The following is a 19,290-nucleotide window of genomic DNA, read 5'->3' as shown; positions in this document are numbered from 1 at the left end:
GCCGCTCACCGCTGGCAGGAAGGGCACCAGTACTGCACCCGCTGCGCGTCTTGGTCGTAGGCGATGGGTGTTCCGCACCGCCGGCATGGCTGCCCGGCTCGCCCGTACACCCACACCTGCCGGCCCGCCCGGGTGTCACCGGTGGTGGTGCGATTCCGGCGAGACCGGTTGGCCCACAACATCTCCCGGGCGCGTGAGGTGATTCGTAACGGATCGGTGATGGCGCTTACCGGTGCGGTCGGCAGATGGCCGAAGACAAAGCACAGCTCGTTGCTGTACACGTTGCCGATGCCGGCCATCACGCGCTGGTCCAGCAGCGCGGCGGAGATCGGGCGGTCCGGGTCCGCCACCAGGTTGGCTGCCGCAACGTGCGCGTCCCAGTCCGCACCCAGCAGATCGGGTCCCAGATGCGCGACGACGGTGTCGTCGTGCTCGCGGTCGAGTATCTCCAGCACGCCCAGATCGATGCCGACGGCACGCACGTCACCGGCCTCCAGAATGATTCGGGCGCGGTGATCCACGCGCTGAGGACCGACCCGCCAGCTGCCGTCCATTTTCAGATGGGAGTGGATGCTTGCCGACCCCACCCTGATGAACAGGTGCTTGCCCCGGCTGATCACCTCGTCCACCACTTGGCCGGTGAGGTCGACGGTGGCGTATTTGGGCACCCGGACATCGCAACGCGTCAGGGTCCGGCCGGCCAGGTGCTCTCGCAGCGTGGCTGCGGTGTGCCAGACGGTGTCGCCTTCGGGCATCGGCTATCGCAGCCGCAATCCGCGTGGCGTGCGGGAGAAGCCGGCATCGACCAGCGCGCCCAGCGCCGCGGGTGCCGGCCCGTCCGGCGCCAGCACCGACACCCCGTTGGCCCGCTCGATCAGCAGCGAGGCCACTCGCCGGCTGGCGACCAGCTCGGCCAGTGCGACGGCCGCCGCGCGGCTGGCGTCCGGGTTGTCGGTGAATGTCAGTAGCGAGCGTCCACCGCGTTCGGAGAACCAGCACAATTCCCCGTCCACCAGCACCACCAGTGCACCGGCCTTGCGGCCCGGACGCGCCGACCCTTCGACCACCGAGGCCGGCCACGGCAGCGCTGCGCCGTACGGGTTGGCCGGGTCGGTTGCGGCCAGCACCATCGCGCGGTAATCCGGCCGCTGCGGATCCACGCCGTCGAGGTAGCTGCGCAGCCGATCCACGGTGGAGGCGACCGCGAACTGAGCGCCGCCCAGCGACTCGACGAAGTAGCCGCGCTGGCACCGGCCGGCGTCTTCGAACGCGCTCAGCACTTTGTAGAGCGTGGCGAAACCGCCGGGCACGCCTTCGGCGGCCACCGCCCCCTTGGTCAGCACCCCATGCCGGTTCAAGAGCAACTCGGCCTGGAAGTGGGCTCGCACCGTGGAGTCCGGCTCCGGCGCGGGCAGCGCCGACCACCGGCCGGCCACGCTCGGATCGGCGGCACGTGCCTGAGCGTGGGCGACGCTGTAGCGGCTCAGCCGCGGCGGCCGCTGCGTGCGATGCGCCGGCGCCGAGCGCCTGCGCGGTCCCGTGCTGCCGCCCAGCAGCGCGCGCACCGGGGCGAAGGTGTCGCCGGTGACCCAACCGGCCCAGACGAGTTCCCACAGGGCTGCTTTCAGCTCAGACTCGGAGCCGCCGGCCCCGGCGAGCTGGCGGAAGAAGTACGCGCCGCCTCCGGACAGGGCGTCCAAGATGCCCCGGTGCACGTCGGTGAACTCGATCTCTGCGGGCGGTGTCAGCGTCAGCGGCGCGGAGTCGGCTGGGTGCAGCGCGATCCAGCCGTCGCTGCCCGAGATCGACCCCGCGCCCGACCAGGTGATTTCGCCGGTGGCCAGCAACTCGTCAAGCATGGCGGGGGAGTAGTCGCGCACACGTGGTGCCAGGACCAGCGGTTCCAGCGCCGACGCCGGTATCCGCACCCCGGCCAGCTGATCGACGACCGCCGCCAACCGGTCGACCCCGGCGTCGGGCCCGCCGACCTGATGCCAGCCCGGCAGGAACCGCCCGTAGGCGGCGGTGCTGACCGGCTCGACCTGGGCCCGCAGTGCGGCCAGCGATCGGCGCCGCAGAATGCGCAGCACTTCGGCATCGCACCACTGCTCGGATCCGGGGCCGCTGCCCGTCGCGGCGACGAACTCACCTCGCACCAGCCGGCCGTCAGCGGCTAGGCGGCCCAGCACGTCGGCGGTGACCCGCAGCCCCAACCCGAACCGGGCGGCCGCCTCGGCGGTGCTGAACGGCGGGTGAGTCCGCGCGTAGCGGCCCAGCAATTCGCCCAGCGGGTCGGCCACCGATTCGGTGAACGCCGCGGGCAGGCCCACGGGTACCGCCGCGCCGACGCCGTCGCGTAGCCGGCCGATGTCCTCGACAGCGACCCACCAGCTGCGCCCGGCGAACGACACCGTCAACGCCCGGCGGGCGGCGCGCAGGCCCTCCAGCCAGCCGCCGACGTCAGAGGTGGTGGTGCGCGCGACGATCTCCTCTTCGGTCAGCGGGCCGAGCAGGCGCAGCAGATCGGCGACGCCCTCGGCATCCCGGGCGGCCCGCTCGCCGGACAGATGCTGCAACTGACGCCCGGTACCGGCGATGACGTCGGGATCGAGCAGCTCGCGCAGCTCGACGCGGCCGAGCAGTTCGGCCAGCAGCGTGCTGTCCAGCGACAGGGCCGCGGCACGTCGCTCGGCCAGCGGGACATCGCCCTCGTACATGAAGGCGCCGACGTAGCCGAACAGCAGGGATGCGGCGAACGGTGACGGTTTCGCGGTTTCGGCTTCCATCACCCGCACCTTGCGTTGAGCGATCTGCGCCATCAGGTTGCTCAGCATCGGCACGTCGTAGACGTCCTGCAGACATTCGCGGATCGTCTCCAACACGATGGGGAAGTCGGGGTACTTGCGGGCCACCTCGAGTAGCTGGGCGGCCCGCTGCCGCTGCTGCCACAGCGGCGAACGGCGACCGGGATGGCGGCGGGGCAACAGCAGCGCACGGGCGGCCGACTCGCGGAACCGCGACGCGAAAAGTGCCGATTCACCGACTTCTGCGGTGACGATCGGGTCGATCTCGTCGGGCTCGAACACGAACAGTTCGGCGCCCGGCGGCGCGTCTTCGGTATCGGGCAGCCGCACCACGATGCCGTCGTCCGAAGCGGTCGGCTTCTCGTCGAGTCCGTAGCGCTCACGCAGCCGGCGGCCCACCGCCAGCGCCAGCGGACCGTGCACCTGCAGACCGTAGGGCGAGTGCAGGACCACCCGCCAGTCGCCCAGTTCGTCCCGGAATCGTTCCACCAGCAGTGTGGTGTCGGTGGGCACCACCCGGGTGGCGGCGCGCTGCTCGTCCAGTAACCCCCACAGGTTGTCGGTCGCGTAGTCGTCGAAACCCCAACCTGCACAACGTTTGTCGAACCCGTCCCGGGTCAGGGCGGCCAGTTCGCCGGTGAGCGCGCCCAGTGCGGCGCCGAGTTCGGCGGGTCGCCCGGCGTCGTCACCGCGCCAGAACGGCAACCGCGCGGGCTGCCCGGGGGCGGGCACCACCAGCACCCGGTCGTGGGTGATCTCGACGATGCGCCAGCTGGTGGCGCCCAGCGAAATGACGTCTCCGGGGCGCGACTCGTAGACCATCTCCTCGTCGAGTTCGCCCACCCGCGAGGGTTTCTCGGAATCGGTGGCCAGGTAGACAGTGAACAGCCCGCGGTCGGGGATGGCGCCGCCGGAGGTGACGGCCAGCCGCTGGGCACCCGGGCGTGCGGTAAGCGTGCCGTTATCGCGGTCGTACACCAGCCGCGGCCGAAGCTCGGCGAAGTCGGTGGACGGGTACTTGCCGGACAACAGATCCAGGGTCGCCTCGAAGACACTGCGCGGCAGTGTCGCGAACGGCGCGCTGCGCCGCACGGTGTCGAACCATCGGTCGGCGTCGAGCGGCTCGAGTGCGGCCGCGGCCACCGTGTGCTGGGCCAGGATGTCGAGCGGATTGGCGGGCACCCGCATGGTTTCGATCTGCCCGGTGAGCATCCGCTGCACGCTCACCGCGCAGCCGATCAGGTCGGTCCGGTGTTTGGGAAACAACACGCCGCGGGAGACCTCGCCGACCTGGTGGCCGGCCCGCCCGATACGCTGCAGGCCGCTGGCCACCGACGGCGGCGCCTCCACCTGGATCACCAGATCAACGGCGCCCATGTCGATGCCGAGCTCGAGGCTGGAGGTGGCCACCACCGCCTTGAGACGCCCGTTCTTGAGGTCCTCCTCGACGATGGCGCGCTGTTCCTTGCTGACCGACCCGTGGTGCGCACGGGCCAGCAGCGTCGGCGCACCGAAGGTCTGCCCGCCGGCCATGACGTGGGCCGGTGCGCCCGCGGCGACCTGTGCGTTGCCGCCCGACGTCAACTCGACACCCGAGCGTTCGGCGTGAATCTCGTTGAGCCGTGCGGTGAGCCGCTCGGCCAGCCGCCGCGAGTTGGCGAACACGATGGTCGAGTTGTGCGATTCGACCAGGTCGACCAGTCGCGCCTCGACGTCGGGCCAAATCGAGTTGTTGGCCAGGTTGGCCATGTCGGGCACCGGCACCTGCACCGACAGCTCGACCGTCTTGGCTGACCGCGGCGAGACGATGGTGGTCGGGGACTGCCCGGACAGGAACCGGGCCAGCTCTTCCGGCGGACGCACGGTCGCCGACAGGCCGATGCGCTGGGCGGGCCGGCCGTCGCGCAGGTCCTCAGACAGGTCCCGGAGGCGTTCCAGCGACAGTGCCAGATGCGCGCCGCGCTTGGTGGCCGCGATGGCGTGAATCTCGTCGACGATGACGGTCTGCACGCCGGTCAGGGTTTCCCGCGCCGCCGAAGTCAGCATCAGGAACAGTGACTCGGGGGTGGTGATCAACACGTCGGGCGGCCGGGTGATGAGCTGGCGGCGCTGCGCGGGCGGAGTGTCGCCGGAACGGACACCCACGCTGATCTCGGGTGCGGGCAGACCGCGGGACTGGGCGAGGCGGGTCAGCCCGGCCAGCGGGGTGCGCAGGTTGCGTTCGACGTCGACCGCGAGGGCTTTGAGCGGCGAGACGTACAACACCCGGGTGCCCGCGGGGCGGTCCGGCGCGGCAGCCAGGCTGTCGAGAGCCCAGAGAAATGCGGCCAGCGTCTTGCCCGAGCCGGTCGGTGCGATCACCAGGGTGTCGTCGCCGTTCGCGATCGCCGCCCACGCCTCGGCCTGTGCGGCGGTGGGTGCGGCGAAGGTGCCGGCGAACCAGTCACGGGTGATCGCACTGAATCGGGTCAGCGCATCAGACGGCGTAGCCGGCGGCCGTTTGGTACTCACCTTGTCATCGTGCCAAGCGGCACCGACAAATCCGGGCCGGCCGCCTATACCTGCGGCTTGAACCGGGCTGTGGCCATGGCCTCGGCCAGCTGCGGCGGGATGTCTTTGACCCGGGCGATGGAGTCCAGCAGCGTGTGCGCGCAGGCGTCGGCGAGCCGGTCGGCTTCCAGTGTCTGGTCCATGATCCGCTGCCGGCAGGTTTCGAAGGTGAACGCCAGCCACCCGTGCAGGACGACCCGCAGGTCGCGTTCCACCTCGGGTTCAAGTGCCGCCTGATCCGGTATCCCGCCCACCACCTCATTGATGCGGTTCATGATGTGTTCCATCTGGCGGTTCTTGGCTTCGTCGTCGATGCCGAGCAGGACCGGGTCGGAGCGGCCGAGGCCCACGTACGCCGCCCAGGCGGCCTCCGGATTCTGTTCGTGGTAGGCCATGTAGGCCAGCACGCCCATCCGGATCTCCTCGAACATCGTCATGCCCGGGGCCGGCTGGGTGTTAGTTGCCGCGTAGAGCCGGTCCGCTTCGTCCTTGACCACCGCGGCGAAGAACGCCCGCTTGTCCGGGAAGTAGTGGTACATGAGGGCGCGCGAGACCCCGGCGCGCTCGGCGATCTCGTCGATCCGCACCTCGTCGTAGGGTCGCTTACCGAAGACCTCCGCCCCCAGAGCGAGCAGTTCGGCGCGTCGATCCTCCGGGGATAACCGCCTCCTGGCTGTCGCCATAAGGACTGATATTACTCACGGTGGATATGTGCATTGCCACGGCGGATGATTCGGCCGGATTTCGGCCCAGGTTGTCGGCCTCGGTACCGGCATCGGCTGCGGCGCGTTACGGGCGGCGGCAGTGCTGTGACGCGGACCGCAGCCGGTTTGTCAAGCTTTCAGGCTGGGTAATGAACCAAAAACGGGGCGCGGCCGTTCCATGATCTGGCAGTTGCCGCGAGCGATGGGCGAGATACAGAGGTGCTGCGATGCGCACAGCCGACGAGAGATTGCGCGGTGGTCATGCCGGACATGACGACCAGGAGGTGCACGCCGCCATGCGGTTCGCCGCTCTGGCAACCGCCGCCGGGATCGGCTTCGTGGTTGTCGCCGCGTTGTGGGTCAGCACCTGTGGCGGGACGAGCATCGACACCGTGGCCTGTGGACCACCGGAGCGGACCATGCTGGCCCTCGGCGGCCCGCTGATCCTGCTGCTGGCCGGGCTGTGGGCGTTCCTGCGTACCTACCGGGTGTGGCGTGACGAGGGCACCTGGTGGGGCTGGCACGGCGCCGGGTGGTTCCTGCTGACGCTGATGCTGGTGGCCCTGTCCATGAGTGTGCCGCCGATCGCGGGCCCGGCGCTGGCGCTCTGAAATCGAGATCACAACCTGAAATCCCGCTTTCCGGAGTTTTATCCGGCGCGACTATGGGGTATCAGGTCTGCACCATGATGAGTATCGGCAGTCCAGCAGGGTGGTTACCCCATCATGGGGGACAAGATCATGAAATCACCGACACAGACAGCTACCACGATCAGAACGACCAGCATCACCCCGGCAACAACCACGTCGCGCTCGAGTCGGCGCGTACTGACTGGGTCGGTCAAGTCTGCCTCGCCCGCAACTGGTTGAATACGCGGTGGCGATCATGACCAACCGGCTCGACCCCATGGTCCACAGTGGGCCGCAATCCGGCGCCCCAGGCCGGACCCCTGCCACGGGTAGTGTCGGTCGAATATTGCCGGGAGGCCAAATGACCGATGCTGATCAGCGCGCTGACGGGCGGCAACGCGGGTACCGTGCCGTCGAACTGAACGTTGCCGCGCGCCTCGAGAACCTGGCGATGCTGCGCACCCTGGTAGGTGCCATCGGCACCTTCGAGGACCTTGACTTCGATGCCGTCGCGGACCTGCGGCTGGCGGTCGACGAGGTGTGTACGCGCCTGATCCGCTCGGCCACGCCCGGGGCAACCCTGACGCTGGTGGTCGACCCACGAGACGACGAGCTGGTGGTGGAGGCCTCCGCCGCCTGCGACACCCACGACGTGGTGGCGCCGGGCAGCTTCAGTTGGCATGTGCTGACCTCGCTGGCCGACGATGTCCAGACATTCCATGACGGTCGCGAGCCCGCTACCACGGGCAGTGTCTTCGGCATTTCGTTGACCGCACGACGGGCGGCCCCCAGTAAGTGACTGCCAGTTGACAGAACAAGCTGCCGGCGGTTCCAGTTCGCGACCTAACGAATACGCCGATGTCCCGGACATGTTCCGTGAGCTGGCGGGCTTCGCCGCCGGCTCGGCGGAGTTCCAGCGCCACCGGGACAAGATCGTGGAACGTTGCCTGCCGCTGGCCGATCACATCGCGCGGCGGTTCGAGGGCCGTGGCGAACCCCGCGATGACCTGATCCAGGTGGCGCGCGTCGGTCTGGTCAACGCCGTCGTCCGGTTCGACGTCGAAACCGGTTCGGATTTCGTCTCTTTCGCGGTGCCCACCATCATGGGTGAGGTCCGCCGGCACTTCCGGGACAACAGCTGGTCGGTGAAGGTGCCGCGCCGGCTCAAAGAGCTGCACCTGCGGCTGGGCACCGCCACCGCCGAACTGTCCCAGCGACTGGGCCGGGCGCCCACCGCCACCGAACTCGCCGCCGAGCTGGGAATGGACCGCGCTGAGGTGGTGGAGGGCCTGGTCGCCGGCAGCTCCTACAACACGCTGTCCATCGACAGCGGTAGCGGCAATGAAGACGACGACGCGCGCGCCATCGCCGACACGCTGGGTGACGTCGATCAGGGCCTGGATCGCATCGAGAACCGCGAGGCGCTGCGGCCACTGCTGGAGGCGCTGCCGGAGCGCGAACGAATGGTGTTGGTACTCAGGTTCTTCGAATCCATGACGCAGACGCAGATAGCCGAGCGGGTCGGGATCTCGCAGATGCACGTGTCCCGGCTGCTGGCCAAATCCCTAACTCGTCTCCGGGATCAGCTGGAGTAGCCGGGAGTGCGGAGGCCCGGACCGCTTCGGCTCGCTGGTGGGCAATTCGCCGTCCGGGTCGCAGATTCGCAGCAACCGCGACACCGGCGTGCTGGGCGCGATCGCCCAGCGCACGTCGGCGGCCGAGCACATCACGTGGATCCGGTGCAGGGCCGAAAAGCCTGCAGTGCCAATGAATTTCAGTCCGGTGAGGTCCAGGGTCAGCCAGCGGCACTGCTCCATGCAGCGCGCGACGTACTCCGCGAGTTGATCAGCGTTGCCGGCGTCGATCTCGCCGTATGCGCTGACCATGGCAGAGTCGTGTTCCCACTGGGCGTTGAACTCGGCGTTCGGGCATTTCAGCCAGCTTTGGGTCACAGACATTTGTGAACTCCATCAGTCGACGATTATTCGTAGCTGTGGATCACATCGAGTGTGCGCAGTGCCGCGGTCAGAAACGAACGTTCAGGGGAGTTCGCTGCATCCCCTGCGACGCTGACGCACCTACAGGACGGTGTTTCCAGGCGGCTGTGAACTCAACCTCCTTCGAACCGTACCCGCGGCGGGCACGGTCGACAAACGGTGCGCCGGATTCCCGACGCGACGGGCGCACCCGCGGCAAGCGGTCCGCGCCTACTTGATCTCGGCCAGTACCGTCCCCTGGGTGATGGCCGCCCCCGGTTCCACCGCCAGGCCGGTGATGACACCGTCTTTGTGCGCGGTGACCGGATTCTCCATCTTCATCGCCTCCAGGACCACCACCAGGTCGCCCACTGCGACCTCCTGGCCCTCCTCGACGGCGACCTTGACCACGGTGCCCTGCATGGGTGCCGTCACCGCGTCACCGGAGGCGGCCGCCCCCGAGTGCGCGCCCCGCTTGCGCGGCTTGGGCTTGCGGCGCACCACACCCACGGCGTCGGGCGCGCCGTTGGACAGCGCCAGGTCGCCGGGCAGCGAGACCTCGACCCGGCGTCCGTCGACCTCGACAACCACCTTGTGCCGCGGCCGGCTTTCCTCCTCGTCGATGGGTTCGCCGCCGCTGAACGGCTCGACCTTGTTGTCCCACTCGGTCTCGATCCAGCGGGTGTGCACGGTGAAGCCGTTCTCGTCGCCGATGAAAGCGGGGTCGGCGACCACCGCACGGTGGAACGGGATGACCGTGGCCAGGCCTTCGACCTCGAATTCGTCCAGTGCGCGCCGGGCCCGGGCCAGCGCCTCGGTGCGGTCGGCGCCGTACACGATCAACTTGGCCAGCATCGAGTCGAACTGCCCGCCGATCACCGAGCCGGTCTCGACGCCGGAGTCCAGCCGTACACCGGGGCCACTGGGCGGATGGAATTTGGTGACCGGGCCGGGAGCCGGCAGGAAGCCGCGCCCGGCGTCTTCGCCGTTGATCCGGAACTCGATGGCGTGCCCGCGGGGTGTCGGGTCCTCGGTGATGTCCAGCTTGTCGCCGTTGGCGATCTTGAACTGCTGCAACACCAGGTCGATGCCCGCGGTCTCCTCGGTGACCGGGTGCTCGACCTGCAGACGGGTGTTGACCTCGAGGAACGAGATCAGACCGTCCTGGCCGACCAGGTACTCGACCGTGCCGGCGCCGTAGTAATGCGCCTCTTTGCAGATCCGCTTGGCCGACTCGTGTATCTCCTTGCGCTGGGCGTCGGTCAGGAAGGGCGCCGGCGCCTCCTCGACCAGTTTCTGGAAGCGGCGCTGCAGCGAGCAGTCCCGGGTGCCGGCGACGACGACGTTGCCGTGGGTGTCTGCGATGACCTGCGCCTCGACGTGGCGCGGCTTGTCCAGGTAGCGCTCGACGAAGCACTCGCCGCGGCCGAACGCGGCCACCGCTTCACGTACCGCCGACTCGTACAGGTGGGGGATCTCCTCGATGGTGCGGGCCACCTTCATGCCGCGACCGCCGCCACCGAACGCCGCCTTGATCGCGATCGGCACCCCGTATTCCTTCGCGAAGGCCACCACCTCGTCGGCGTCTTTGACGGGGTCCGGCGTGCCGGGCACCAGAGGGGCCTGCGCCCGCGCCGCGATGTGGCGGGCAGTGACCTTGTCGCCGAGGTCGCGGATCGACTGCGGGCTGGGGCCGATCCAGATGAGGCCGGCGTCGATCACCGCCTGGGCGAAGTCGGCATTCTCGGACAGGAAGCCATAGCCGGGATGCACAGCGTTGGCACCGGACTTGGCTGCTGCGTCGAGCAGCTTGCCGAAGTCCAGGTAGGACTCGGCCGAGGTCTGCCCGCCCAGCGCGAACGCCTCGTCGGCCAGGCGTACGTGGGGTGCCTCGGCGTCGGGTTCGGCATAGACGGCCACGCTGGCCAGTCCGGCGTCCCGTGCTGCCCGGATCACCCGGACCGCGATCTCCCCGCGGTTGGCGACAAGCACCTTAGAAATCCTGGCGATCCTGCTGGCGTGATTGGGCACTGGCGCCTCCTGTATCGACGTCTTTTCGGTCGCGATTCTCTTTAAGAGAATTTCTTACAAGTCTTAACGGGGAAGTTTATGCGGCGCGCCGCGAGCCCGGTCACGCGGTTCCCCTATTCACTCGGCCTCGCGCAGCCGCCTCTTGATGCGGGCCAGCATCGCAGACATGCCACGCAGCCGAAGAGGGCTGATCAGAGCCGCCAGACCCAGCTCGGTGTAGAAATCCTCGGGTACCGCCAGGATCGCAGTGGCGGACTGCCCGTCCAGCCCGGCCGCCAGGATGGCGGCGAAGCCGCGGGTGGTCGGTGCTTCGGCCGGAGCGCTGAAGTGCAACCGCACCCGTTCGGGATCGCCGGCGTCAACATGCAGGAACAGCGGCGACTGACACTCGGGCACCGGCTCCATCGCCGCCTCGGCCAGATCGGGTGGCAGCCCGGGGAGGTCGTTCGCGAACTCCAGCAGCAGCTGCAACTTGTCCTGGCCCTGAACCTCGGCGAAGTCGGACACCACTTCCGCCAGGGGCGCCGGCATGCTCATCGGTTCATCGCCCTGGTACTTCACCCGGCTCAATACCGGCGACGATCGGCACCCGCACGGTGTTGCCCCACTCGGTCCACGAGCCGTCGTAGTTGCGCACATCCGGCTTGCCCAGCAGGTGGGTCAGCACGAACCAGGTGTGGCTGGACCGCTCGCCGATGCGGCAGTAGACGATGGTCTTGTCGTCGGGCTCCAGGAAGCCATACAGCTCTTCCAGCTCCTCGCGGCTGCGGAAGCGCCCGCTCTCGTCGGCTGCCTTGCCCCACGGGATGGAACGCGCGGTGGGGATGTGGCCGGCGCGCAGTGCCCCTTCCTCGGGATAGTCGGGCATGTGGGTGCGCTTGCCGGTGTATTCGTCGGGGGAGCGCACGTCGATCAGCGGCTCACTCCCCAGGGCGTGCAGCACGTCGTCTTTGTAGGCACGGATCGGTGCGTCGTTGCGCTGCACGACCGGGTAGCCGGACGCGCTCCGGTGCGGGACCTCCAGCGTGGTGTCGCGCCGCTCGGCCAGCCAGAGGTCGCGTCCACCGTTGAGCAGCCGCACATCGGGGTGGCCGAACAGGGTGAACACCCACAGCGCGTAGGCCGCCCACCAGTTGCTCTTGTCCCCGTAGATCACCACGGTGTCGTCGCGGGCGATGCCCTTGCTGTCCATCAGCGCGGCGAAGTGCTTGCCGTCGATGTAGTCGCGCACGCGCGGGTCGTTCAGGTCGGTGTGCCAGTCGATCTTGACGGCACCCGGGATATGACCGACGTCGTACAGCAACACGTCCTCGTCGGATTCGACGATCGCCAGACCGGGTGAGCCCAGGTGGGCGGACAGCCAGTCGGCGGTGACGAGCCGTTCGGGGTGGGCGTAGGCCTGCAGGGTGGGACTTGGGTCCGGGGGAAGCGGCACGAGTCAAAGCCTACTCAGTGCTTGCGGACCACTCGTTCGGCCTGGCCGGGCTTCCAGCTGGTGATGTCCAGGTGACCGTCGCTGACGTGTACCGCCGACGCTCCGGTGATGTCGACGCCGATCAGATCGAATTGCCCGCCCCGCAGATCGAGCCCGATCTCGTCGAACAGCGCCTCGGCGAAGCGCCGATGCAGATCGCCGTGGGGCACCACATAGGCCCGCCCCCACAGCTTGGCGTCGCCGTCGGTCACTTCGGTGTCGACGGTGGCGGTGTGCAGGCACAGTCTCGGGTCGCGCTGCAGGTCGCGGTATTTGGTGGTGTCCGGCATTCCGGTGATCCACAACTTGTCCTCGAATATCCGCGGCTCCATCGGACTGATCCGCGGGAAGCCGTCGCGGCGCAGGGTGGCCAGCATGCACAAGTTGCGCGCGGCCCGGTGACGACGGATGAAGGTGGCCGCGATCTGTGGGGCCCCGGTGACGAACTCTGTCCAAGTGGCCATGGATGACAGGTTAGGACGAGGGTCCGACGTTTCCCGCCCACAGATCGGCGACCGACAGCCCGCACCGCGCCAGCAGCGCGCGCAGCAGCGGCAGGCTCACCCCGATCACGGTCGACGGGTCGCCGTCGACCGCGTCGACGAACCACCCGCCCAGGCCGTCCAGCGTGAACGCGCCGGCGACCCGCAGCGGCTCACCGGTGGCCAGATAGGCCTCCAGGTCGGAATCCGTGGGCGTGCCGAAATGCACTGTGGTGACTGATGTTTCGGCCTCCACCCGGACGATGTCGTGGTTGCGGACCCGAACCAGGCAGTGCCCGGTGTGCAACTGGCCGGTGCGCCCGGCCATCGACCGCCATTGCCTGCGCGCATCTGCGGCGGAGTCCGGCTTGCCGAGCAACCGGCCGTCCCGGTAAAGCATCGAATCACAGCCCAGCACAACGCAATCCGCGGGTACATCGCGGTCGTCGCTGAGCAGTTCCGTCACCTGTTCGGCCTTGGCGCGCGCCAGCGTGCGTACCACCTCAGCCGGCGCGGCGTCCGTCCCGAGCGCGGCGATCACCTCGTCCTCGTCAACGCCGGAGACGCGCACCAGCGGATCCACCCCCGCCTGCCGCAGCACCTTGAGCCGACCCACGGAGGCCGACCCCAGTACCAGCCGTGTCATTGACTCAGGTGCGTCATTTCCTGCAGCGTGATGCGCTGCCAGCTGTAGACGGGCAGCCGCAACTTGTCCACCGGCAGGCCCCACCGGGTGTGCTCGGGCTCCGGCGGTTCGGGCACATGGCCGATGGTGCCCAGGACGGCGACCAGCGCGGCCAGCTCCTTGTCGGTCGGATGCCCGCGCAGGACCTGGATGTGCGGTTCGTGCGGGTGCCCGGGCAGTTGAGCCTCGCTGACGTCACTGACCTCGCTCATAGCGGAATGTTCCCATGCTTCTTCGGCGGCAGCACTGCGATCTTGCGTTCCAGCAACCGCAGCGCCGTCCCGATATAACCGCGGGTGTGCGACGGCGGGATCACCGCGTCGACGTAGCCACGCTCGGCGGCGATGTAGGGGTTCACCAGCGTGTCCTCGTATTCCTGCTGCAACTGCAGCCGCAGCGCGTCCACGTCCTCGCCGTTCTTGGCGGCCTCGGCCAGCTGCTGCCGGTACACGAACCCGACCGCACCCGAGGCGCCCATCACCGCGATCTGCGCCGTGGGCCACGCCAGGTTGACGTCGCAGCCCATGTCCTTGGACCCCATGACGCAGTAGGCGCCGCCGTAGGCCTTGCGGGTGATGACGGTGATCTTCGGGACGGTGGCCTCGCCGTAGGCGTACAGCAGCTTGGCCCCGCGCCGGATGATGCCGTTGTATTCCTGGCCGGTGCCTGGCAGGAAGCCCGGCACGTCGACCAGCATCACGATCGGGATGTTGAAGCAGTCGCAGGTCCGGACGAACCGGGCGGCCTTCTCCGAGGCGTTGATGTCCAGGCAGCCCGCGAACTGGGTGGGCTGGTTGGCGACCAGCCCGACCGGCCGCCCGTCGACGCGCCCGAACCCGACCACGATGTTCTGGGCGTAACCGGCCTGGATCTCCAGGAACTCGTCGTCGTCCAGGATGCGGGTGATGACCTCGTGGATGTCGTAGGGCTGGTTGGGTGAGTCCGGGATCAGGGTGTCCAGCTCGAGGTCCTCGTCGGTGAGGTTGTCTTCGATGGCGCCGACCGGAACGGGGAAGGGTTCGCGCGGGGCGTCGGTGGCGTTGTTGGGGGGCAGGTAGCTCAGCAGGTCGCGCACCCAGTCGAAGGCGTCCTGCTCGCCGGAGGCCACGTAGTGCAGCGTGCCCGACTTGGCCATGTGGGTGTGGGCGCCACCGAGTTCTTCCATGGTGACGTCCTCGCCGGTGACGGTCTTGATCACGTCGGGCCCGGTGATGAACATCTGGCTGGTCTGGTCGACCATGATGACGAAGTCGGTCAGGGCCGGGGAGTAGACGTGCCCGCCGGCGGCGGCGCCCATGATCAGCGAGATCTGCGGGATGACGCCCGAAGCCAGGATGTTGTTGCGAAAGATCCGGCTGTAGAGGCCGAGGGAGACGACGCCCTCCTGGATGCGGGCGCCGGCGCCGTCGTTGATGCCGATCAGGGGCCGGCCGGTCTTGATGGCCAGGTCCTGCACCTTGACGATCTTCTCCCCGTAGACCTCACCGAGGCTGCCGCCGAACACCGTCGCGTCCTGGCTGAAGATGCACACGTCGCGACCGTCGATGGTGCCGTAACCGGTGACCACGCCGTCGCCGACGGGCCGGTTGTTCTCCAGCCCGAAGTTGGTGCTGCGGTGCTTGGCCAGCGCATCGAGTTCGACGAACGAGTCCTCGTCGAGGAGCGCGGTGATGCGCTCGCGGGCCGTCAGCTTGCCCTTGGCGTGCACCTTGTCGACGGCCGCCTCGCCGACCGGGTGCAGCGACTCTTCGCGGCGCTTGTGCAGCTCCGCCAGCTTGCCTGCGGTGGTGTGGATGTCGATGGTGTGCTCGGCAGCGGGTTCCGCCGTGTGGTCGGCAACGCTTGTCATGGGAGTCGATGTTATCGGCAGCCCCCTGCCCGCTCCTTAACCAGCCCTTAAGTAGTCTCCGGTGATGGGCGCCCGCAACGCGGTGGACTGGTCGGAAGAGCACGACGTCCTGGTCGCCGGGTCCGGCGGAGGGGGCGTCACCGGCGCCTACACCGCCGCCCGCGAAGGCCTCGACGTGCTGCTCATCGAGGCGACCGAGCGGTTCGGCGGCACCACCGCGTATTCCGGCGGCGGCGGAGTGTGGTTTCCGTGCAACCCGGTGCTGCGGCGCGCCGGCAACTGGAACGGTGTCGAGGACACCATCGACGACGCGCTCACCTACTACCACGCGGTGGTCGGTGACAGGACTCCGCGCGAGCTGCAGGAAACCTTCGTCCGCGGCGGGGCGCCGCTGGTCGAATACCTGGAGCAGGACCCCGACCTGAAGTTCGTGCCGTTGCCCTGGCCCGACTACTACGGCAAAGCGCCCAAGGCGCGCCTGGACGGCCAGCGCCACATCGCGGCCAAGCCGCTGAAGGTTGCCGCCGCACCGGAACTGCGCGACGCCATCCGCGGGCCGCTGGACACCGACCGGCTCGGCGCCCCGACCCCGCCCGACTATTACGTCGGCGGCCGGGCGCTGATCGCGCGGTTCCTCAAGGCCATCGGCCAGTATCCGAACGCCTCGCTGCGCCTCAACGCGACGCTGGTCGAGCTTGTCGTCACCGACGGCGCCGTGACCGGCGCGATCGTCGAGCGGGCGGGCGAGCGGGTGGCTATCCGCGCCCGGCGTGGGGTGCTGTTGGCGGCCGGGGGTTTCGAGAACAACGACGACCTTCGCCACCGGTACGGCGTGCCCGGAGTCGCGCGCGACACCATGGGCGGACCGGGCAGCCTGGGCCAGGCGCTGCAGGCGGGCATCGCGGCGGGTGCGGACACCGATCTGCTGGATCAGGCGTGGTGGTCGCCGGGCATGACCCATCCCGACGGTCGCAGTGCCTTCGCGTTGTGGTTCACCGGCGGCATCTTCGTCAACCAGGACGGCAACCGGTTCGTCAACGAGTCCCGGGCCTACGACCGTGCCGGGCGCGAGATCATTGCCCAACTCCAGGACGGTTCCCTGACCCTGCCGTACTGGATGATCTACGACGACAGAGAGGGCGAGCGGCCGCCGGTCAAGGCCGCTAATGTGTCCATCGTCGAGACCGAGAAGTACGTCGCCGCCGGCTTGTGGCACACCGCCGACACGCTAGGGGAATTGGCCGCCAGGATCGGCGTGCCCGGTGATCGGCTGGCTGCCACCGTCGCCCGCTTCAACGACTTCGCCGCCACCGGCGTCGACGAGGACTTCGGCCGGGGTGACGAGGCGTTCGATCGGGCGTTCTCCCACGGCGCGTCCCCGCTGGTGCCCATCGACACACCGCCCTTCCACGCCGCCGCGTTCGGCATCTCGGATCTGGGCACCAAAGGCGGGTTGCGCACCGACAGCGCCGCGCGGGTGCTCGACACCTCCGGCCACCCGATCCCCGGTCTCTACGCAGCCGGCAACACGATGGCGGCGCCCAGCGGGACGGCCTATCCCGGTGGCGGCAACCCGATCGGCACCAGCATGTTGTTCAGTTACCTGGCCGTCCGCGACATGCTGGGCGCGTTGCCGGATAACTGACTTCGGCGAATCCCGGACTTGGTGCGCCGGCGGACTCGTCTTTGGTCGAGTGGTGACGGAGGGCTGGGTGGTGCTGCGCGGTGACGGCGGAGCAGGCGGGAACGGTGAGGCCACTGGTGGGGACGTCTTCCAGTTCCACATCGCCGGTACTCCGCGCGGTGGGAACGCTGTGATCGGCGGGGCGGACGGGGATGCCGTGACAGTGATCGGCGGGGCCGGCGGTAGCGGAGGGCCCGGTGGCTACGTGGGTGGGGAAGGGGGTTGGCGCGGCACAGGAGGCGTCGCCTCAGGAGGCAGTACCGGTGCGGGCGAGGCTGGCGCCAGCGGGTTGTTCTGATCGACCGCTCTCATAGGCGGCATCTCTGCGGCACGCGGATCCGCACCGGTGGTCGCTCTAAGCTGGGCGGATGACCGACCGCGAACAGCCCAGGCCGCTCGACGAGGCCGCACTACGCGCCCAGGTGACCGGCGACCAGGTGTACTGGCGGCGACTCGACGTCGTCGCGCAGACCGGTTCCACCAACGCCGACCTGCTGGCGCGCGCCGCGTCCGGGACCGACATCGACGGGCAGGTGCTGATCGCCGAGCATCAGATCGCCGGGCGCGGGCGACACGACCGGGAGTGGTCGGCGACTCCCCGGGAGCAGATCACCATGTCGGTCGGCGTACGGGTGGACGACGTGCCCACCGCGGGCTGGGGCTGGTTGTCGCTGGCCGCCGGTCTCGCGGTGGCGGACGCGGTGGCCACCGCGACCACCGTGGAAGCGGGTCTCAAGTGGCCCAACGACGTGTTGGCCGGGCATGGCAAGCTGGCCGGCGTCCTGGCCGAGGTCCGGCAGCCGTTCGCGGTGATCGGAGTCGGCCTGAACGTGACCGCGGCCCCACCGGGAGTGGCCGGAGCCACCTCGCTGCGCGACGAAGGCGTCGAGCACCCCGAGCGGGACGTCCTCATCTGCCGCATCCTGCGCGAATTCGGCGAGCGGGTGGCCGCGTGGCGCGCCGCCGACGGCGCCGACCCGCAGTTGGCCAACGACTACCGGGCGCGCAGCCTGACCCTGGGCTCCCGGGTGCGCGCCGAGCTACCCGGTGGCCGGCAGATAGTCGGGATCGCGCGCGACGTCGACGACCAGGGCCGGCTGTGCCTGGAAACCTGGGAGAGTGACGCCGCCAGGTCCGGCGAGACCGTCGTCATTTCCGCGGGAGATGTCGTGCACCTGCGGTGACAATCGATAGTGTCACGCTCATGAGTTATCCGGACAACGCCCTGGCCGCCGGCGAGAAGGTCGTGATACATCGCCATCCGCACTGGAAGCGGTTGATCATGCCGGCCCTGGCGCTCATTCTCGTGACCGGACTGGCCGCCCTCGGCTCCGGATTCGTCGACTCGACGCAATGGCAGCCGATGGCCAAGAAGATCGTCTACGGGGTGGTCTGGGGCCTGTGGCTGATCATCGTCGGCTGGCTGACGGTCTGGCCGTTCCTGACGTGGCTGACCACCCATTTCGTCGTCACGAACCGGCGGGTGATGTACCGGCACGGCGTGCTGACCCGCAGTGGCATCGACATCCCGCTGGCGCGGATCAACAGTGTGGAGTTCCGCGACAGGATCTTCGAGCGGATGTTCCGTACCGGGACGCTGATCATCGAGTCGGCGTCGCAGGACCCGCTGGAGTTCTACAACATTCCGCGGCTACGCGAAGTGCACGCGCTGCTGTATCACGAAGTCTTCGACACCCTGGGTTCGGAGGAGTCGCCGAGCTGAGCCGTGCCCTTGCCGCGCCGGTTGCGCCAGGACCGCAACAGTGTGACGTTGCCATTTTCCAAGCCGCCCTCTAGCGCGTCCTCGAAGACCTCGGCGATGCCGCCCGCCGTCAGCGCCGATTCCAGCGCCTTGTCCGGGTTGCGCGCGAACTGGTCCGGGAACACCCAGCGCCTGAACGCCCAGAACCGGAACCCCATCTGCAGCAGGTTGCCGACGATGTAGGCCGACAGGAAGTCGGCCAGGTTCTCCACCGTCAGGGTCACGTTCGGCACCCGCAGTTGCAGCACGTAGCTGGAGAACCACAGCGGCGCCATGCTCAACAGCACGCCCACGCCGCTGAACGCGAAGAACAGCAGGGCTTCGTGATGGCGCTCACGGCCGCCGCGGTCGCGGAAGCTCCACTCCCGGTTCAGCACGTAGGACGCGATGACCGCTACGATCCCGGCGATCACCTTCGCGGTGACCGGCTTGGGTTCGAGGATTGTGAGCTTGAGCGTGTAGAAAATCACCGAGTCGATGATGAATGTGGTGCCGCCGACGATGGCAAATTTGATCAGCTCGTGATGGCGCATCGCAAAGGGTTGGACCACCCCGGGGAGGCGCGCAATTGTGGCATCGGCAAAGGACACAGCACGCCAGTCTACGGACGATCTCGAATTCGGCGCAAAATGGTACATAACGATTTGGTACGAGAGCCGG

General features: G+C 68.6%; 18 protein-coding genes and 1 pseudogene. 7 read left to right on the top strand and 12 right to left on the bottom strand.

Annotated elements, in window-relative coordinates:
- Positions 1 to 5: 5 nt before the first annotated feature.
- The 3 genes from nei2 to AC5Y7D_RS19565 are packed head-to-tail and all read right to left on the bottom strand — an operon-like array spanning position 6 to position 6,037.
- A complete protein-coding gene (nei2, locus tag AC5Y7D_RS19575) occupies positions 6 to 755 on the bottom strand; it encodes an endonuclease VIII Nei2 (RefSeq protein ID WP_499926854.1) in 750 nt (249 codons plus the stop codon).
- Positions 756 to 758: 3 nt separating this feature from the next.
- Positions 759 to 5,315 carry an ATP-dependent helicase gene (locus AC5Y7D_RS19570; RefSeq protein WP_499926852.1) on the bottom strand — a complete coding sequence of 1,519 codons (4,557 nt, stop codon included), beginning with the start codon at positions 5,313 to 5,315 and terminating at the stop codon, positions 759 to 761.
- 44 nt (positions 5,316 to 5,359) lie between these two features.
- The gene (locus tag AC5Y7D_RS19565) at positions 5,360 to 6,037 is read right to left on the bottom strand and encodes a TetR/AcrR family transcriptional regulator (protein ID WP_499926850.1); all 678 of its coding nucleotides are present in this window, start codon (positions 6,035 to 6,037) and stop codon (positions 5,360 to 5,362) included.
- Between the two features lie 248 nt (positions 6,038 to 6,285).
- On the opposite strand from AC5Y7D_RS19565, the gene AC5Y7D_RS19560 reads away from it, so the two are divergent.
- From AC5Y7D_RS19560 to AC5Y7D_RS19550, 3 genes are all read left to right on the top strand, one after another.
- The gene (locus AC5Y7D_RS19560; RefSeq protein WP_499926848.1) at positions 6,286 to 6,669 is read left to right on the top strand and encodes a hypothetical protein; all 384 of its coding nucleotides are present in this window, start codon (positions 6,286 to 6,288) and stop codon (positions 6,667 to 6,669) included.
- 379 nt (positions 6,670 to 7,048) lie between these two features.
- Positions 7,049 to 7,486, top strand: coding sequence for an ATP-binding protein (locus AC5Y7D_RS19555; RefSeq protein ID WP_499926846.1), 438 nt, complete (start codon positions 7,049 to 7,051; stop codon positions 7,484 to 7,486).
- 7 nt (positions 7,487 to 7,493) lie between these two features.
- Positions 7,494 to 8,282: an RNA polymerase sigma factor SigF gene (locus tag AC5Y7D_RS19550; protein WP_499926844.1), complete on the top strand. Its 789-nt coding sequence runs from the start codon at positions 7,494 to 7,496 to the stop codon at positions 8,280 to 8,282.
- Here AC5Y7D_RS19550 and AC5Y7D_RS19545 read toward each other — a convergent pair.
- The 8 genes and pseudogenes from AC5Y7D_RS19545 to AC5Y7D_RS19510 all read right to left on the bottom strand — a co-directional run bounded on the left by AC5Y7D_RS19545 (position 8,253) and on the right by AC5Y7D_RS19510 (position 15,184).
- Complete coding sequence (locus AC5Y7D_RS19545; RefSeq protein WP_499926843.1) at positions 8,253 to 8,645, bottom strand: STAS domain-containing protein; 393 nt, start codon at positions 8,643 to 8,645, stop codon at positions 8,253 to 8,255. The genes AC5Y7D_RS19550 and AC5Y7D_RS19545 overlap by 30 nt on opposite strands.
- A 249-nt stretch (positions 8,646 to 8,894) precedes the next feature.
- Positions 8,895 to 10,694: an acetyl/propionyl/methylcrotonyl-CoA carboxylase subunit alpha gene (locus AC5Y7D_RS19540; protein ID WP_499926841.1), complete on the bottom strand. Its 1,800-nt coding sequence runs from the start codon at positions 10,692 to 10,694 to the stop codon at positions 8,895 to 8,897.
- 117 nt (positions 10,695 to 10,811) lie between these two features.
- The gene (locus tag AC5Y7D_RS19535; RefSeq protein WP_499926839.1) at positions 10,812 to 11,231 is read right to left on the bottom strand and encodes a SufE family protein; all 420 of its coding nucleotides are present in this window, start codon (positions 11,229 to 11,231) and stop codon (positions 10,812 to 10,814) included.
- A gap of 4 nt (positions 11,232 to 11,235) precedes the next feature.
- Positions 11,236 to 12,129 (bottom strand): sulfurtransferase, encoded by an 894-nt coding sequence (locus AC5Y7D_RS19530; protein ID WP_499926837.1) that lies wholly within the window; start codon positions 12,127 to 12,129, stop codon positions 11,236 to 11,238.
- Positions 12,130 to 12,143: 14 nt separating this feature from the next.
- A complete protein-coding gene (locus AC5Y7D_RS19525) occupies positions 12,144 to 12,632 on the bottom strand; it encodes a pyridoxamine 5'-phosphate oxidase family protein (protein ID WP_499926835.1) in 489 nt (162 codons plus the stop codon).
- Between the two features lie 10 nt (positions 12,633 to 12,642).
- A complete protein-coding gene (locus tag AC5Y7D_RS19520) occupies positions 12,643 to 13,296 on the bottom strand; it encodes a Maf family protein (protein WP_499926833.1) in 654 nt (217 codons plus the stop codon).
- A pseudogene (locus AC5Y7D_RS19515) lies at positions 13,293 to 13,553 on the bottom strand (acyl-CoA carboxylase subunit epsilon); the annotation flags it as partial. The pseudogene AC5Y7D_RS19515 and the gene AC5Y7D_RS19520, both read right to left, overlap by 4 nt.
- Positions 13,544 to 15,184, bottom strand: a complete 1,641-nt coding sequence (locus AC5Y7D_RS19510) for an acyl-CoA carboxylase subunit beta (RefSeq protein ID WP_499926831.1) — start codon at positions 15,182 to 15,184, stop codon at positions 13,544 to 13,546. The gene AC5Y7D_RS19510 and the pseudogene AC5Y7D_RS19515, both read right to left, overlap by 10 nt.
- A 64-nt stretch (positions 15,185 to 15,248) precedes the next feature.
- Here AC5Y7D_RS19510 and AC5Y7D_RS19505 point away from each other — a divergent pair, with 64 nt between their 5' ends.
- From AC5Y7D_RS19505 to AC5Y7D_RS19490, 4 genes are all read left to right on the top strand, one after another.
- Positions 15,249 to 16,829, top strand: coding sequence for an FAD-binding protein (locus tag AC5Y7D_RS19505; protein ID WP_499926829.1), 1,581 nt, complete (start codon positions 15,249 to 15,251; stop codon positions 16,827 to 16,829).
- Between the two features lie 52 nt (positions 16,830 to 16,881).
- A complete protein-coding gene (locus AC5Y7D_RS19500) occupies positions 16,882 to 17,166 on the top strand; it encodes a hypothetical protein (protein WP_499926827.1) in 285 nt (94 codons plus the stop codon).
- Positions 17,167 to 17,236: 70 nt separating this feature from the next.
- A complete protein-coding gene (locus tag AC5Y7D_RS19495; RefSeq protein ID WP_499926825.1) occupies positions 17,237 to 18,052 on the top strand; it encodes a biotin--[acetyl-CoA-carboxylase] ligase in 816 nt (271 codons plus the stop codon).
- A gap of 20 nt (positions 18,053 to 18,072) precedes the next feature.
- Entirely contained in the window at positions 18,073 to 18,591 is a 519-nt protein-coding gene (locus AC5Y7D_RS19490; protein ID WP_499926823.1) for a PH domain-containing protein, read from the top strand.
- Here the strand turns inward: AC5Y7D_RS19490 and AC5Y7D_RS19485 are convergent.
- Positions 18,546 to 19,220: a GtrA family protein gene (locus AC5Y7D_RS19485; protein WP_499926943.1), complete on the bottom strand. Its 675-nt coding sequence runs from the start codon at positions 19,218 to 19,220 to the stop codon at positions 18,546 to 18,548. The genes AC5Y7D_RS19490 and AC5Y7D_RS19485 overlap by 46 nt on opposite strands.
- Between the last annotated feature and the right edge of the window lie 70 nt (positions 19,221 to 19,290).

The sequence above is a fragment of the Mycobacterium sp. NGS49 genome (assembly GCF_059812565.1).
The sequence above is the reverse complement of the archived record's forward strand: the minus strand, read 5'-3'. Positions and strand labels throughout refer to the sequence as shown.

What these genes read in the sequence shown, in the direction of transcription:
- nei2 (WP_499926854.1), bottom strand. Translation starts at nt 755, where the DNA reads ATGCCCGAAGGCGACACCGTCTGGCACACCGCAGCCACGCTGCGAGAG.
- AC5Y7D_RS19565 (WP_499926850.1), bottom strand. Translation starts at nt 6,037, where the DNA reads ATGGCGACAGCCAGGAGGCGGTTATCCCCGGAGGATCGACGCGCCGAA.
- AC5Y7D_RS19560 (WP_499926848.1), top strand. Translation starts at nt 6,286, where the DNA reads ATGCGCACAGCCGACGAGAGATTGCGCGGTGGTCATGCCGGACATGAC.
- AC5Y7D_RS19555 (WP_499926846.1), top strand. Translation starts at nt 7,049, where the DNA reads ATGACCGATGCTGATCAGCGCGCTGACGGGCGGCAACGCGGGTACCGT.
- AC5Y7D_RS19545 (WP_499926843.1), bottom strand. Translation starts at nt 8,645, where the DNA reads ATGTCTGTGACCCAAAGCTGGCTGAAATGCCCGAACGCCGAGTTCAAC.
- AC5Y7D_RS19535 (WP_499926839.1), bottom strand. Translation starts at nt 11,231, where the DNA reads ATGAGCATGCCGGCGCCCCTGGCGGAAGTGGTGTCCGACTTCGCCGAG.
- AC5Y7D_RS19525 (WP_499926835.1), bottom strand. Translation starts at nt 12,632, where the DNA reads ATGGCCACTTGGACAGAGTTCGTCACCGGGGCCCCACAGATCGCGGCC.
- AC5Y7D_RS19520 (WP_499926833.1), bottom strand. Translation starts at nt 13,296, where the DNA reads ATGACACGGCTGGTACTGGGGTCGGCCTCCGTGGGTCGGCTCAAGGTG.
- AC5Y7D_RS19510 (WP_499926831.1), bottom strand. Translation starts at nt 15,184, where the DNA reads ATGACAAGCGTTGCCGACCACACGGCGGAACCCGCTGCCGAGCACACC.
- AC5Y7D_RS19505 (WP_499926829.1), top strand. Translation starts at nt 15,249, where the DNA reads ATGGGCGCCCGCAACGCGGTGGACTGGTCGGAAGAGCACGACGTCCTG.
- AC5Y7D_RS19495 (WP_499926825.1), top strand. Translation starts at nt 17,237, where the DNA reads ATGACCGACCGCGAACAGCCCAGGCCGCTCGACGAGGCCGCACTACGC.
- AC5Y7D_RS19490 (WP_499926823.1), top strand. Translation starts at nt 18,073, where the DNA reads ATGAGTTATCCGGACAACGCCCTGGCCGCCGGCGAGAAGGTCGTGATA.